The 15,152-nt window shown below is 60.6% G+C and carries 10 protein-coding genes; 4 read left to right on the top strand and 6 right to left on the bottom strand.

Translation table 11 applies throughout. From position 1 onward, the window contains the following. The first annotated feature begins 839 nt into the window (after positions 1–839). Positions 840–2,387: a bacterial Ig-like domain-containing protein gene (locus PWJ82_RS08940; protein WP_274736300.1), complete on the top strand. Its 1,548-nt coding sequence runs from the start codon at positions 840–842 to the stop codon at positions 2,385–2,387. Between the two features lie 274 nt (positions 2,388–2,661). Here the strand turns inward: PWJ82_RS08940 and PWJ82_RS08935 are convergent, their stop codons facing one another. The 3 genes from PWJ82_RS08935 to PWJ82_RS08925 all read right to left on the bottom strand — a co-directional run bounded on the left by PWJ82_RS08935 (position 2,662) and on the right by PWJ82_RS08925 (position 8,134). Further along, positions 2,662–3,810 (bottom strand): cation diffusion facilitator family transporter, encoded by a 1,149-nt coding sequence (locus tag PWJ82_RS08935; RefSeq protein WP_016442153.1) that lies wholly within the window; start codon positions 3,808–3,810, stop codon positions 2,662–2,664. Between the two features lie 215 nt (positions 3,811–4,025). Then, positions 4,026–5,126, bottom strand: coding sequence for an SKG-like transmembrane protein (locus PWJ82_RS08930; protein ID WP_274736297.1), 1,101 nt, complete (start codon positions 5,124–5,126; stop codon positions 4,026–4,028). 266 nt (positions 5,127–5,392) lie between these two features. Then, entirely contained in the window at positions 5,393–8,134 is a 2,742-nt protein-coding gene (locus tag PWJ82_RS08925) for an HAD-IC family P-type ATPase (protein WP_274736295.1), read from the bottom strand. Positions 8,135–8,209: 75 nt separating this feature from the next. On the opposite strand from PWJ82_RS08925, the gene PWJ82_RS08920 reads away from it, so the two are divergent. Together PWJ82_RS08920 and PWJ82_RS08915 are read left to right on the top strand one after the other, a co-directional pair. Then, positions 8,210–9,004 (top strand): hypothetical protein, encoded by a 795-nt coding sequence (locus PWJ82_RS08920; protein ID WP_274736293.1) that lies wholly within the window; start codon positions 8,210–8,212, stop codon positions 9,002–9,004. A 615-nt stretch (positions 9,005–9,619) separates the two neighbouring features. Continuing rightward, on the top strand, positions 9,620–11,374 hold the full coding sequence (locus PWJ82_RS08915; protein WP_274736291.1) for an ATP-binding cassette domain-containing protein: 1,755 nt from the start codon (positions 9,620–9,622) through the stop codon (positions 11,372–11,374). 76 nt (positions 11,375–11,450) lie between these two features. Here PWJ82_RS08915 and PWJ82_RS08910 read toward each other — a convergent pair whose 3' ends face one another. The 3 genes from PWJ82_RS08910 to PWJ82_RS08900 all read right to left on the bottom strand — a co-directional run bounded on the left by PWJ82_RS08910 (position 11,451) and on the right by PWJ82_RS08900 (position 13,729). Continuing rightward, the gene (locus PWJ82_RS08910) at positions 11,451–12,056 is read right to left on the bottom strand and encodes a hypothetical protein (protein ID WP_274736289.1); all 606 of its coding nucleotides are present in this window, start codon (positions 12,054–12,056) and stop codon (positions 11,451–11,453) included. Beyond that, positions 12,044–12,619 (bottom strand): Panacea domain-containing protein, encoded by a 576-nt coding sequence (locus tag PWJ82_RS08905; RefSeq protein WP_274736287.1) that lies wholly within the window; start codon positions 12,617–12,619, stop codon positions 12,044–12,046. Before PWJ82_RS08905 ends, PWJ82_RS08910 begins: the two co-directional genes overlap by 13 nt. A gap of 336 nt (positions 12,620–12,955) precedes the next feature. After that, on the bottom strand, positions 12,956–13,729 hold the full coding sequence (locus PWJ82_RS08900) for a hypothetical protein (RefSeq protein WP_274736286.1): 774 nt from the start codon (positions 13,727–13,729) through the stop codon (positions 12,956–12,958). Between the two features lie 99 nt (positions 13,730–13,828). Between PWJ82_RS08900 and PWJ82_RS08895 the strand changes: the two genes are divergently transcribed. Continuing rightward, positions 13,829–14,857 (top strand): LacI family DNA-binding transcriptional regulator, encoded by a 1,029-nt coding sequence (locus PWJ82_RS08895; protein ID WP_274736285.1) that lies wholly within the window; start codon positions 13,829–13,831, stop codon positions 14,855–14,857. The last annotated feature ends 295 nt before the right edge of the window (positions 14,858–15,152 follow it).

Raw genomic sequence — 15,152 nt, 5'->3', positions numbered from 1 at the left:
GTGGGTGTGGGTGTGGACTTATGTCGTGGGACATGCCCGGACTCATGTCGTGGGACATGGGTATTTAAGGTGTGGTGGGGTGGGGTGGACATATGTCCTGAAACCAGACACCGCCGCCACCGCCATGTGATGTCCCGCGTCATAGGTCCGCCTGTGACGCGGGATTTCGCGTCTCTGCCCACCGCGCGGTGGCGTGGGTGAAGGTTCAACAGCAGGTCCACAGCGAAGTGTGCGTGAGAGTACCGTTTTGGGGCGATTTCATGTCTCTTACGCACACTACGTGGGATGCATTGTCTGTAATGCACACTTCGAGGAGGCTAGGGGCCGAGCCGAATAACAGAATGTACGTGGGTGACAGTTTTTCGGCTGTTTAATGTCCGTGGCGTACATTCTGTGCCCTAACAGTCCGAAATGCACGTTTTGCAGCCTTGAAGTTGGAGAATGACTCACTTCAGCCCGCGCCGGCGGGAGGTGGCGTACTTTTTCCGGGGTGTACTGCGGATGTTGTACATGCGAAGTACAGCTCTGACAACACATGCCCCCTCTCCAGGTGCTGGTGTGACTGTTGGGGTTTGTGATGGCCGATAGCTGCGCCGCCGCCGAAGCTGCGCCGTCGTACCGCGCGCGATTGCAACACAAACGCAAGTGCTCCAAAAATCTGCAAAATATTATTTATTCTACGTAAACGTATGCCGTGTGAAAATTTTGTGAAGATGCTCAAACGCGCGGTCATGACCTGGGTAAATGTTGAATGACTTGAGAATAAACTCTCCAAATATGATTTACTTGAGTTGAGTTTACTCATCACTCATCACTCATCTAAGGTAAGGAAACACCACATGCTCGCGCGAAACCTTTCGAGGTTGCTGGCGGTGATCGCTGCTATTGCGATGGTCGCCGTTGGGCAACCCCTTCGGGCTGAGGCAGCGCCTCAATCTGTTGATTTTAACTACGTGATCGGTGACAAAATACAAAAATTCGAATTCACCGCGCACAACCCGAACAACCCATCGGAAAGTATTACCTATCCGAGCGACCCGGCCAATAAATGGAATTTCAAGCGAATTCCGGCGGGCTGGGTACTCAACGGAAAAATCGTAATGCAGCCGGGTTGGAAGATTACCAGCACGGGTTCGGATCTGCTCTATCCCGATAAACTGGGGCAGAGCGTGACCGGGAGCGGGAAGGACGCCGTCCTGACCTACCATGCGAAGGACCTGAAACCGACCGAGAGTATTTATTTCCAGCAAATATCCTACGAACAGTTCAATTACGCCACCTATGACCTCAACGGCGGTACCTGGACCGATAAGATTCCGACCGATCCGCTGCGGCAGGCCCCGGATGGCTCGTTCTACAGCATGTTCATCACCCCGCACGGCACGGTATACAAGCCCACGGATCCGGTGCGCGATGGCTACACTTTCCTGGGCTGGATTGGGAAGAGTACCCTCAATATCCCAGTGGCCGAACCGCCCTACAAGTACCACGTTTACACGGTAGATAACCCCTACCGCTTCGACGAAATCGACCCCAATCGGATTCTCGGGTACCGCCGGCAAAACGTGGTCAACCTGACCGCAGCGTGGGCCAAGGAGCCTGCCCTCGAGGTGAAGAACATTGAGATCTGGGAAGGTGAGGCATTTACGCCTTCCGATATGGTCGTTTCCGCAACGGATTTTGCCGGTAAGGACCTGACCGATCCGGCGAATGGCGGCTCGGTGACACCCACGGGTGATTATGACAACCAGCAGGCCGGCGAATACCCCATTACTTTCACGGCGAAGGACAGCAAGGGTGGCACGGTCACCCGCACCGCGAAGCTCATCGTGAAGAAGCGCTGGACCCCGCTCACCCCGGCCCCGGAGCTCACGCTCAAGAATATGGAAATCAAGGCCGGCGATCCCTTCGATCCTGCGGATATGGTGGTGTCTTCCAGCGGTACGGCTGTGCCCAGCCCGGATAATAACTACGACCCGAATACCCCGGGCACCTATGATCTGAGCTTCACGGTTACCGATGAGAAGGGTGCCACGGTAACTCGGACAGCGAAGCTGACCGTCAAGCCGAAGCCGGAATCGAAGCCGGAGCCGCAGCCCGGGCCGGAAACGCCGGCGCCCGGTGAGCCTGAACAGCCAGCTCAACCAGGTACACCGGGCCAGCCCGGCACGCCCGGTAAACCGGGTCAGCCCGGCGCAAGCGGCACGCCCGGTAAACCGGGTCAGCCCGGCGCAACCGCTGCGCCTGGCAAACCGGGCACGGTAGCGACGACCGCTGGTCGCACCCTCGCCCACACCGGTAGTGAAGCGGCTGCTCCCTTCGCTCTGGGGAGTGTGCTTATTTTGGTAGGTGGGGCCCTGGTGGCAACTCGCCGCAAGAATGCATAGAGCGCTGCCGCGTTACTTTCCCGGCTCGCTAGCCCGTTAACGCACTAGCCTGCCAGCTGAGCGCATCGGTGAACGCACACGTGTGGGGGCATCTCGATTGAGGTGCCCCCACACTTTGCCTGCGGTTGTCGGCTGCCTGCGGTTACTTTCGGTCGTGTTCGCATCTGACAGCGACCTCGGCTTGCGTTACCCGCGCTTGGCGCTACCCGCGTCTGAGAGCTACCCGCAGCCCGCAGCCCGCGGCCCAGCGCTACCTCCGACCTAGCTCCACTCTCTACCCGTGCGGCACATACTCACATTTGCTGTGCTCGGCCGGCTCAAGCTGGAAAGTGGAATGCTCCACCTTGACCGGGAAATGCTCCGCAACGCACTGCTGGAGCTGGTCAAGGATCCGCGGGGCGTGCCCGTCGAAGAAGCACTCATCCTCAACTACCACGTGAGCGCTCAGCACTGGTAGCCCGGTGGCGACCGTCGTCGCATGCATATCGTGCACCCGAATCACGTGCGGCAGATTTTCCATGTGCCGGCGCACGTCGTCCAGGTCGAGGCCTTGCGGCGTCGCCTCCATCAGCACGTTGAGCGCGGTGGACAGAATCCGCAGCGCCCGCGGAATAATAAGAATCCCGATGAGGATCGCGGCAATCGCATCCGCGCCGCCCCAGCCGGTGAAGTAGATCGACGCCGCAGCCACGATCACCGCGACCGAACCGAGCGCGTCATTGCAGACCTCCAGGAAGGCGGCCTTCATATTGAGACTGGCACCGCGCCCGGTGAACAGAATCAGCATGGAAGCGATATTGCCGAGCAGGCCGATAATGCCGAAAATCAGCAGGGGCGCGGCAGGCATCTCCGGCGGGTCGGTGAGGCGTTTGATCGCTTCGATAATGACGAAAATACCCACCCCGAGGAGCAGCGTCGCCTGCAAACACGCGGAAATAATCTCCGCCCGGGCATATCCCCAGGTGCGGCGGTTGGTGGCGGGTTTGGTGGTGAGGTGAGCGGCCACCAGCGCCATGACCAGACCGGCGCTATCGGTGAGCATATGGCCGGCGTCCACAAGGAGGGCCAGCGAGCCGAGCCAGAATGCTCCGATCACCTCGGCTATGAGGATGGAGAACGTAATACCGAGCGCCCAGGCGATGCGCCCGCGTTGCGCCCCGGCACCGTGCACATGCCCGGGCCCGTGGTCGTGCCCGCTGGCATGCTCGTGGCCGGCCGCGGGAGCTACCGCAGCGGGGGTGCGAGCCAGACGGCAGAGGTGGCCGTCGTCGCCGTCCTCGTTAAATGATTCCCCATCCTCCTCGGATAGGTTGCTCTCCTCTGACGCCGATGCAGAGGAGGTGTTGGAACTGCGCTGGGCGCAGGTGCATTGCCCGCCGGCGTGGTCGCCGTGCTCGCAATGATAATAATTATTATTATGCATAACATAACCTCCTTGGGGCTCTGAGTGTACCTGCCCGGTTGAGTTTGTGGCAGGGTGCGGCCTGTGATGCGGAGCATGTACGACGTCGCCTATGCGGCCACGTGCATAATACGCAGTGAGGTGTGCCCGGAGATAAAGCACCCGGGCACTCATTCCTCGAGGGGAATCGGTGCCCGGGTGAATTACAGTGAACTGACGTATGCCGGCGAAGGATCCTATTGCATCGTGATATTCACTCCGCAGGAGTCCATGATGAGGATGAAGTTGAGGAGGTCGTTCATGAACTTAGGGTCCTCAATTTCGTTGCCGGCTGTGATATCACCCTTGCTGGCACGCTCGAGGACGTCAATGAACTGGTCGGATAGCTTGCCCTGCGCGGCATTGCCAATGCAGGCTCCGGCGTCATCGCGTTCGGGTTTACCGAAGGCCTCGGTGAAGGTCGGGTCCTTAAGGAAGGTATCGAAGAGGGCCCCGATTTTCTCCGGAGGATAGGTGTAGGTCAGCCCGTCCTTGCCGTCCTTGCCCGCTGAGTCGCCAGAGTTGCCGGACGGCGCGGGGGCGGGCGCGGTGGGTGAATCCAGGATGGGGGCCTTGCTGGTTTCCGGTGCGGCGGTGCCGTCCGGCGTGGCGGGTGCGCTGATCGAAGGCACCGAACTGGGATCGGGCTGCGCATCATCGCTGGCCTTATCCCGGTTGAGGAAGAAAATGAGGCCAACAACCAGCGCGATTAGCGCAACTATGCCGACGCCAATTCCAACAAAAAGCCCGGTTTTGCTTTGCTTGGGCTGCTGGCCGTATCCGGCCGGGTAAGCACCGCGCGGGCCGTTCGGGCCGTTCGGGCCGCCACCGGGATACTGATTACCCGGACCGCCCGGGTATCCGGGAGCACCGTATTGCCCGCCTTGGCCAGCACCGTATTGCCCGCCTTGGCCAGCACCGTATTGCCCGCCGGGGTAACCCGGGCCGCCGTACTGTCCAGCCTGGCCGGAGCCATATTGCGGGGCCTGACCCGGATAATTGCCTTGCTGCGGGTAGCCGGCCTGGCCGGGGTACTGGCTGCCGGGCCCTGCCTGGACACCCGGATATCCGGCGCTGCCGTGCTGGTTTCCTTGCCCGGCACCGTAGAGGCCGGGCTGGTTGCCCTGCGCGGCGCCGTAGTGGTCCGGACCGGGGTAGGTACCGGGGTTAGCAGCGTAAGCCTGGGTGGGATAATCGGCCGAAGGAGAGGAGGGGGTGGTGTTCTCGGAGCCGTGCGGAGGGAAAGCTCGGGTGGGTTCGCCGCCCTGCGGCGACCGGGTTGCGTCTTCTTCGCTCACGATAAATCCTAACGATGCGCGGGAGCGGTGCGCGGTAACCCCGCGCGATAAACGCGCACGGTAACCGGCGAAAACGCCCCCGATATGACAGGTACCTGGCCGCTTTCCGCACGCTACCGGACACACCGGAGCGCTCGGCTACACGGGCCAAGCCACAATCATTCAATCAGAGGGCGGCCGGGAGCGGCAAGCAACTTTCGCGTTCACCAAGCTCAGCACCTTTCGGCCAGCAGAGAAACACCCGCTACTTCGCGCCCGCGCCCGCGCTATTTTGCCGTGTCCGCCGCGCGCCGTTCCGCGGTGGCCTTCTTGCGCAGCTCAGCCTGGGTGCGCTGCGCGGCCCGCTGCTCCGCGCTTTGCCACAGCCGAGCCGGCTCCCCGAAGTGCAGCCCCAAGAACCACCACAGTGCCTCAATCAGCGCCGCGCCAACCGCGCCCACCAGCGTACCCAGGGCCATCGCCCCGGTATTGGAGGAATCCAGCATGAAGATGCGCTGCGTGAACGGCCAGAGGAAAATCACCCCGTACCCGAGCAGCGGCAGCAAAATCAGCAGAATCTTCCACCAGACATAGGGCCGGGCCACCACAACGAGCACCCACGAGGAGGCAATAATCATCGTTAGAAGAGTCGCGGTGGACACCTGAGTCGCATATGCCGAGCTAGCTGCGCCGTCGTACAACATCACGTAAGTAATAAAAGTCGCAACCCCCACGATCAGGCCCGCAGGGAAACCGAAACGCATGACGCGCTGCACGAAACCGGGGCGTGCGGCGTCGTTATTCGGCGGCAGGGAGAGGAGGAAGGCCGGGATGCCGATGGTGAACCAGCCGGTGATCGTCACGTGAATCGGCACGAAGGGGTAGGGAAGTGCGAAGAGTAGAACCGCGATGGCCAGCACCGCCGAATACACCGTTTTGGTGAGGAAAAGCCGCGCTACGCGTTCAATATTTCCCACCACGCGCCGGCCCTCGCCGACCACGTGCGGTAATGAAGCAAATTTATCGTCGAGGAGCACAATTTTCGCGACCGAGCGGGTTGCGGAAGTGCCGGAGCCCATGCCGATGCCCAGGTCGGCATCCTTGAGGGCAAGCACGTCATTGACGCCATCGCCCGTCATCGCAACAGTATGTCCCGCCCCGCGCAGCGCCGCCACCATAGCGCGTTTCTGATCCGGGGTCACCCGCCCGAACACAGCATTTTCATTAATCGTTTCCGCGAAGCGCGCCTCCGGGATGGTGCGCGCGTCCACGGGAGTGCCCACATTGACGCCGAGCTGCGTGGTCACCGCCCCGACCGCCGCGGCATTATCACCGGAGATAACTTTGACCGCCACACCCTGGGAATCGAAATAACGCAGGGTATCGGAGGCATCCGGGCGGATTTTTTGGTCGAGCAAAATGAAGGCGAGCGGCTCAAGGTTGCCGGGCGCGTTCGCGGCCGTGACCGGCGTATCGCTGCGGGCCAGGAGCAGCACGCGCTGGCCGGTGGCGGCAATGGCGGCGGCGCGTTCGCGGGCTGCGTTGATGGCGGCCGCGGAGGGGTCGCTATGCGGCACGACGGCGCTAGTTGGGGCGACGGCGCCCGCCTGGCCGGTGGGACTCGCCAGATCAAGGAGCACATCCGGGGCGCCCATAATCCAGTGCTGGCCATTGGCGAAACTCACCCCGGACCATTTCTTCGCCGAGGTGAAAGGCTGACGTTCGGCCACCTCCCACGGCTGGGCCGGCGCGCCGAGGGCTTCTTGGATGGCCTCCATGGAGGAGTTCGGGGCCGGGTCGGCGGCCCCCAGCTGGGCCAGGGCTTCCCGGGCGGTGGCCTGAGCGCGCGCGGCGGGAGCGGCGTCGTCGTGCTGTTCGCATACGGTGCCGGAACCGGAACCGCTGCAAGAACTCGCGCCTCCGGAAGCAGAGCCGCTGCTCGAAGCCGCGCCGGGCACCAACTCGAGTCCCGCGAACTGCAGGGTGTTTTCGGTGAGGGTGCCGGTTTTATCCACGGCGACGGTATCCACGCGCGCGAGGCCTTCGATGGCAGGCAGTTCGTTGACCAGCACGTTCAGGCGGCCGAGCCGGATCACGCCCAGCGCGAAAGCGGTCGAGGTGATGAGTACCAGGCCTTCGGGGATCATCGGCACCAGCGCGCCGGTCACGGACAGCACGATATCGCGCCACTGCGCGCCGATGGCGGCCCAGTCCAGGCCCACCACGCGGATCTGCCCCCAGATCGTCAGCAGTCCCACGGGCACCAGCACCCAGGTGATGGCTTTGAGGATGCGGTCGATGCCGTTTTGCAGCTGGGAATCGACGAGCGAGAATTTCGAGGCGGCAGAGGTGAGTTTGGCGGCGTAGGCATCGGCGCCCACGCGGGTGGCGCGGTAGCTGCCCGAGCCGGAGGACACGAAAGAGCCGGACATCATCGCGGCGCCGGGTTCCTTGTGGATGGAATCGGATTCGCCGGTGAGGAGCGATTCATCCACCTCGAGGTAATCGGCTTCGGTGACGACGCCGTCCACCACGATCTGCTCGCCGGCGGCGACCACGATAATATCGCCCAGGACCACCTCTTCGCGCGCGATTTCGCGCACTTCGCCCTCGCGGCGCACCCGCGGATGCGCTTCGCCGATGACAGCCAGGGAATCGAGGGTGTGCTTGGCGCGCAGTTCCTGAATAATGCCGATAATCGAGTTCGCGATAATGAGCAGGCCGAAAGCACTATTGATCCACGAACCGGTGAGGATCACGGCAATGAACAGTACCCCGAGCATGAAATTAATGCGGGTGAAAACGTTATCGCGCACAATCTGCGCGGCCGAGCGCCCCGAGCGGTCGGGCAGGGTATTCGCTTTGCCTTCCGCGGCGAGCTGGGCGGCCTGCGCGGCGCTGAGCCCGCGGGCCGGGTCGCTTGCGGGTACGTGCTCGTTCCCGGTGGTGGGGTCGGTTAGGGCGAGGGATTCGTGGTCCGGCTGCGCGGATGCGGTTCCCGCGGCGGGCGCGGATGCGGCGTCGTTCATAAAAAACGATTCTAGGCAAGGAAGCTGGACGCCGGGTGAATGTTTCTTGAGGGCTGTGCGGCGGTAGCATGAGGTATGGCACGAAAAAATCTTTTCCGCAGCGCCGCGGGAATCTGCGCGGTCGCGGCCCTCGCTTCCTGTAGTAGTACGACGACGCCACCGGCACCCAGCACCCCGGCACCGGCGGCCGGTTCAGCAAGCTCAGCTCCGGCACCTAGCGCGGCACGTTCATTAAGCAGTGCGGCGCCTTCGCCTGCTGCGGTGGGCGAACCCGAGGTGGCGGGCTCGCCCGGCGCGGAACCCGCACCGGGGGATGCGATCACGGCGGAAGCCCTGCGCGCGGTGGATAACATCACGGAGTTCGAGGTCCGGGTGCTGCGCACCAATAATCGTTCAGGGCTGGATGATTGGGCCTCGCGATTCAGTGTAAATGAGCTGGCGCAGCGGTATGACGGGGATAAGGTGCTGGACTACACCATCAACGGGCAGCCTCCCAATAAGGCGAGCCTGGCGCCGCTATCGAAGGATGATATGCGTCTGCTGATTCGCAGTGCCGATTACGGTGCTGAAAATGAGCGCGGGGTTGTTTCGGGGATTTTGCGCGAGGGAACGAAGCTTCCATCGCTGGGCACCCAGCTGATGGATACCTGCGCGCAAGATGGCGACTGGTTTATTAAAGCGGGAAGTGTGGGGTACAACCGACGTACCGGAGTGATTGAGTACGTGGATTACATGGTGGAAACCCCCGATTTCAACCCGCAAGGCACGCTTCGGGATGCCAGCGCCGGGGAAGAAAAGTCGCAATGCCGTTCGGTATGGGACTTCCGCTCCGTCAACGGTACAGCCCTTGATAAGCCGCCGGCGAGTTAGGGCGCGTCGTCGTTGAAAATACTGCGGCCGGTGCGGCGAGAAGCGGTATATGTTTTCCCGGCTGTACTGCGTGTGTAACGCAATCGCAGTACAGGCGCGACAGCACATAGGGCCTTCGCTGGGACTCGTGTGACTACTGGGCGGTCGGAGTTCCCAGCTTTACTACACCCGAACGGCCTCTACATATGCGTGGACGGCTCGCAGAGGGTATACGTCGTGGTTTTTACGCCCTGTCCGCCCGGTTGCCACCGGTCACACTGCGAATCACACTCTTAGACGTTTAATAGTGTTCCCTCGATTTTTAATGTCTGAGGGCGATTTTGGCTGCTAACTGTAATTCAGACTGCGAAATTATGAGTCTAACTATGAGTCTGGCGGCCGCACTGTCAGTCTGCGCGCATTTCGTTAGTTAGTGTGTGGCGAGCCGTTCGCGCGCATTCACGCGCCATTCGATAGCCATTGACCCACTACCCGCGCCGTCGCTACATTTACTTATGTAACCGGGACTGCAACCCTACGCCAAAGGAGGCCATCGTTCCGATGACACTGTGATCTCCACTCAGCCCAGCTGAGACGCTGCACCCCGCATCACCCGCCGCGTCCAAGGAGATCACCATGCCTGCCCTCATTCTTGACAATATTTCATTTTCCTACACCGCCCGCCCGCTCCTCGACCGCATCACCCTGCGCCTCGCCGCCGCCGACCGCGCCGTTCCCATCGGCCCGAACGGCTGCGGCAAAACCACCCTGCTGCGCATCGCCGCAGGTCACCTCAGTCCCGAACGCGGCACCGTCACCCGCACCGGCGCCAGCACCATCCCGTGGAACCCCGTGCCGCACGACGCCGCCGCCGCGACTGTCGCGCACTTCCTCGAAAGCACCTTCGCGCCCGCGCGGGAACTACTCGCCCGCTTCGAAACCCTCAGCGCACGCCTGGGGGAGGGCAGCGCGTTCGCGGCCGAATACGATCAGCTATTATCCGAGATCACCCGCCTGGACCTGTGGTCCCTTGAGGATAGGGTCGACGACGCTGTGGCTGGTCTGGGCCTGACCATGTTGGCCGGGAGCGGGCGCTCGCGGGAGCTAGCCACGCTCTCCCCGGGCCAGCGCGCGCGGCTGAACTTGGCTGTCACGTTGGTGGCCCTCCCGCAGGTTCTTATTTTGGATGAGCCCACCAACCATCTGGATGCGGAGGCAAGCGCGTACCTCAGCCGTGCGCTGCGCTCCTGGCCGGGCCCGGTGCTCATGTCCAGCCATGACCGGGCTTTTATTGAGGATGTTGCCACGCTCATTGTGGATATGGATATGAGCGTGTGGGCACAGTTGGCCCGCGCCGAAGGCAGTGGTGAGGTGTGCGGGGTGTGGGAATGCCGCGGTACCTACACGGATTACCTTGAATCCAAGCGTGATGCGGAGGAGCGCTACCGGGCGCTCTACCTGGCCCAACAAGAAGAAAAGACGCAGCTGCGCGCACATCGCTATGCATCCGGTGGTATTGCCCGGGGTGGGGTGCGTTTGGCGAGTGCGGAGGGTAAGGCGAAGAAGTTCTTCGCGGATCGCGCCCAGAGCACGGCCACCCGCCGCACCCGCCACGACGACCGTAAACTCGAGGCCCTCGCCACCCGGGAAGTACGCAAACCCCGCAGTTACACCTTCGCTTTCCCGGAGTATGCCGGTGCGACTCGGGCGCAATCACCCTCGGCCCGCCAATCTGCCGGCCTCGCGGTGTCCGCTCGCGCGGCAGCGGTACCCGGTCGCCTTGCCCCGGTTACCTTCGATCTTTCCCACGGCGAGCACCTCCTGGTCACCGGCGCCAACGGCAGCGGCAAATCCACGCTCCTCACCTGGATAGCCACTGGCACCCCGCCGTCTGCCGCGGCTCCGCTCGACTCTCGGCACCTCAGCGCGCCTGCTACCGCTGCGCCGCCCGCGGCCACCGCGCAGCACGCAACCGCCCAGCCTTCCGGCACTCTCTCCTGCGCGGGCCCGTCAGCTTTCGTCCCGCAACGCCTTCCGCGCTGCGGAGATCCCGGCTTCACTCCCGAGATCTGGAACTCCGGCATTGGCGATCTGGGCACAGGTATCCTGCACCCATCCATGTGGGCAACCCCGATAGCGCAGCTCTCAGCAGGTAACCAGCGCCGCGCCCAGCTTGCCCTCGCGCTCGCTGCCAAGCCTGCTGTCCTCGTCATCGACGAACCCACCAACTACCTTGACCTGGCTGCCATGCACGCCCTCGAGGATTCCCTGGCCCGCTGGCCAGGCACGATCATCCTCGCCACGCACGACCGCTGGCTCATCACCCACTGGCCCGGCCCGCGCCTCCACCTATCCATACCATTTCCGGGCACTACTGCCGATGCCGGGTAGTGGCAGTGCGGAAAATCTTAGTTGGTGGGTTGTTAACCTGGTCTGTGGAGCTGTGTTGATGCAAGGTAGATTGACGTCAGAAGCCTGGCATCTCCAGCTCAGATAGTGCCTCGCGGATTGCCTGGCTAGTTTTGTAGAGCATAAATGGTTGGCCTTCATCCCGGTGGATTACCGGCTGAAACCCATACCTGTCACGATAATATCGAGACAGGCGCTCAGCCTGTGTATGTAAAACGAGATAACGGGCGGCCGTGTGTTTGTTCGTGAAAAGAAACTTCGCGAAAGCGCAATACATGAGCAATGAACCCATTCCGGGAGTTCCTGCCACAGCACTACTCAGAGCGAATTTTCCTAGCAGGGAAGCGGGGTGCCTTTCAAAAGCTCCAAGAGCGCCGCCGTTTTTCGGGTCGTAATAACGGTCCTTGCGTACAATATCTTTGCGTACTACCTGGTGTGCGGACAGCGTGAAATACCCAAGGGGCTGACTCCCGTTTTCAGGTACCAATAGCCAGACGCGGCAGCTATCCTCACTGTCCATAGCGAGACCTTTTGTGCGTAGCCAGCTTCCAAGTCGATCGGCATCAGCATGGGTCACAAACGCTGTGAGGTCGTAGGTGTCGTTTAGGTGAACAAGTTCGAGCTGTTTCTCAGCAAGCAATTTATGAAACGCTATGAGCGACATAGCTGCCTAATATCATCGATAAATGTTCCGTGCCCGAAGTCCGGGTCTGGTTCCTCGTCAATGACGGAAACACAACGCTCGGGCAGGTGTAATCCCTCGGGTACTGGCTTCGAGAAGAAATATTCGATGATATCAGGTTTGAGCATCGCGGCACGCTCGACTCCGTGCGGTCGATTATCCCAGGCTTTCACCCAGATGGTCTCCGTGTGAGTGAGGTCCCGCAGGTCCCACTTATCGCGGTGACCGTAGAAATCCCATACGGCATCAAGCACTTTAGCTTCGTAGGGGGAAAGTTCCTGGGGCTGATCTTGCCATATGGTCTGCGCCGCGTTATTCACTCTTTCTGCAGAGACATCGCGGCTTCCCGCGTGGGCGCTGAGGAGTTCCCCTACCACGGGTCCGTGTTTCATTGCCCAAAAGTTCTCATTGAAGAGGGGACTAATGGTGCCGTAGGCATACCAACCAAAAGCGTAAAAGCAGAGCTTTTGCAAAGAGATGGCCGAAATTTCTTTACGCGGTGTTTTCTGTATGAAATACAAAGCCACATCAAAAACGGTTGCCATGGGAACCCCCTCCTTTCACTCCAAATCCTTGCATAAACTGCAAGTGAAAGACAGAGGTTAGGCTCACTGAAATCCTGAGCTTTGGATCAATGGGACCACGGCGCAGACTGTTCGCATTCCCGCGTCGGGGCTTCACCTCCCCGCCCCCACCCGGTAATCTCACTCTTGCACACCGCAAGCCCAACCGTGCGAACGGGGTGGTCCCCAATGGAGTTTCCAGATTCGATAATCTCCGCGACGCCCTCAACTTCCTCAACACTTTGGTCTAAACCGTCCCGTTCTGAAGCGGCAGCACCCTTCCGCGCTCCCTCAACCCGCACCGCTCCCCCATTCAGCCTAATTCGGCATCGGCTTGTCAATCACCCGCCCGTTCGCCGCGGTCAAGTCCCACACCACGGTGCAGGACGGAGTCTCCTCCCGCGTTGATCCATCCGACTGGCGCACCGCAATAGTGGCGCCCGGCTTTTTCATGGTGAAGTCGAAAGACTCAATCACATCGGTGTTCCGGTTGTATGCCACCCACCCCCGTGTGATCATCCACCCGTCGCCCTCCGAGCATCCCTCGAGGAGACGAGTATCGGCTGCCGGCACCGCGGTTCCCTCGCGCACGCTCCCGTGGGAGACGCCCCTCTGGTCCGCCGGCCCAAAATCGGCATGCTCAATCAGGAAACGCATATCGCTTTTCAGAACGGGGCCGCCGTCAGCATCGTCCGGCACCCGCGTGCGCACGGTGTAGTCACTTGTCTCGTCGCCCGAGTAGGTCACCGCAATGCGCCGTTCGCCCGCGTAATTGAGGTCCTCCGGGCCTCCCTTGGCGTTGTCCCAGTGGATGATTCCCATCTCCGCTTCTGCGAGTTCGTCCACGAACTTCAGTGCCTCGCGGGCAATCGCCTCGCTGGTATCTTCGCTGCCGGCATTCTGTTCTGCTGCCGAGGAGCTCGGGCTCGCAGAGTCCGCTTCGCTACCCGCCTTTTCCTTCAAGGCCGACGACGCCGCGCCGGTCTCGCTCCGCGATCCCGCCGCGGGGACCTGGCCGCTACTCGTGCACGCTCCCAGCAAGCACACCGCACATATCCCCGCCACGCCGCGGGTCACATTCTTCCATGCCATGCTTTATCCTACCGCCGCAACGGGCCATTGACGGGCAATTCGGGCGCCTGTTATAATTAATTTATCGAAACGTTTCGATGAGGAGGCGGTTTCATCCCAATGGCCACGATCAAAGATGTTGCCCGGCAGGCCGGAGTGTCTATCTCAACGGTTTCCTATGCGCTTTCAGGAAAGCGCCCTGTTTCTGAGGCGACTCGGCAACGTGTGCAAAAAGCGATTGAGGAACTTGAGTTCCATCCTCAAGCCGGGGCGAAAATGTTGGCCTCAACGAAAACCGACATCATTGCTCTCTCCGCACCGATGCACGAAGCTACGGAACCTATTGCTTTCATGACCTTCGTTTTGGCAATTGTGACCGCCGCACGCCGTAAAGGCTATGACGTTGTCCTTCTTACTGAGAATGGCGAAGCTGCCGTGCAAGATATCGAGCGCGTGGTGAAAACGGGCCTCGTTGACGGTGTTGTTGTCATGGACGTCCAAGCAACTGACGAACGCGCCGAATTGCTAAGAACGATGGATATACCAAGCGTATTTTTGGGTTTGCCCGATGATTACGAATCATTAGCCTGCGTTGACTTGGATTTCGAAGCCGCCACACGGCTTGCTGTAGACCAGTTAGTAGCTGCCGGGCATCGTTCTATCGCCTTCGTTGGCCATACCCAAATGCTTTATGACATCGGGAAGAATTTCGTTCTTCGCACCCGTGCCGAGTTTGAGCGCTATACCGCCGAACTGGGTATAGAAACAGTTTTCGTATCTTCGGATACCGAGAATATGGTTGCGGAAATCCGAAACATGCTCCCTGGTTGCACTGGTGTGCTCCTCGATTGTTCAGCTGTTCGAGTCCGGGATTTCCTCGATGAACTCAGTGTTGAGAAACAGCAGGGAACTGGTGATCCGCTCTCGATTCTCACACTCGCGTCTTCTTATGACACGTCATCCCTGAATCCGCCGCTTGACGCAGTTCCACTTGAACCTGAGAGGTCGGGGCGGAATGCTGTTGAGCTTCTTATCGAACGAATTGGACAAGGTACCGGCCCCGAGGTCCATCTGTACACCCCGCGCTATATTTCGCGCGGATCAGTCTTCCAACTGAACGGAGGTCATCCCACGGTACACCACCAATAAGAAGGGATAAGCGGTAGAAAACGGCCCGGAATCTACAGCTGTCCCGCCACCAACTTCAAAAAGACAACAATCGACACTCAATGAGGAGAGAAGATGTTATCGAAAAAAATGACGGCGGTTGCAGTAGCAACCACAATCGCACTTCTGGGAACTGCGTGTTCCGGAGGTGGGTCCGATAGCGGTAAGGGTCAAGTCCTGGTTAGTGGTGTATCTGTGTTCTCGAATCATGATTGTCATTGTCTGGTTTCGATACTAATAAGGACTGGATATCAGACACAGGTCAAGCAATAATTTC

The organism is Actinotignum schaalii, from assembly GCF_028864145.1.
Taxonomy (GTDB): domain Bacteria; phylum Actinomycetota; class Actinomycetes; order Actinomycetales; family Actinomycetaceae; genus Actinotignum; species Actinotignum schaalii_B.
This window is presented reverse-complemented; position numbering and strand designations above follow the sequence as displayed.

Coding starts and splice junctions, on each gene's coding strand:
- PWJ82_RS08940 (WP_274736300.1), top strand. CDS start 840: ATGCTCGCGCGAAACCTTTCGAGGTTGCTGGCGGTGATCGCTGCTATT.
- PWJ82_RS08935 (WP_016442153.1), bottom strand. CDS start 3,810: ATGCATAATAATAATTATTATCATTGCGAGCACGGCGACCACGCCGGC.
- PWJ82_RS08925 (WP_274736295.1), bottom strand. CDS start 8,134: ATGAACGACGCCGCATCCGCGCCCGCCGCGGGAACCGCATCCGCGCAG.
- PWJ82_RS08920 (WP_274736293.1), top strand. CDS start 8,210: ATGGCACGAAAAAATCTTTTCCGCAGCGCCGCGGGAATCTGCGCGGTC.
- PWJ82_RS08915 (WP_274736291.1), top strand. CDS start 9,620: ATGCCTGCCCTCATTCTTGACAATATTTCATTTTCCTACACCGCCCGC.
- PWJ82_RS08910 (WP_274736289.1), bottom strand. CDS start 12,056: ATGTCGCTCATAGCGTTTCATAAATTGCTTGCTGAGAAACAGCTCGAA.
- PWJ82_RS08905 (WP_274736287.1), bottom strand. CDS start 12,619: ATGGCAACCGTTTTTGATGTGGCTTTGTATTTCATACAGAAAACACCG.
- PWJ82_RS08900 (WP_274736286.1), bottom strand. CDS start 13,729: ATGGCATGGAAGAATGTGACCCGCGGCGTGGCGGGGATATGTGCGGTG.
- PWJ82_RS08895 (WP_274736285.1), top strand. CDS start 13,829: ATGGCCACGATCAAAGATGTTGCCCGGCAGGCCGGAGTGTCTATCTCA.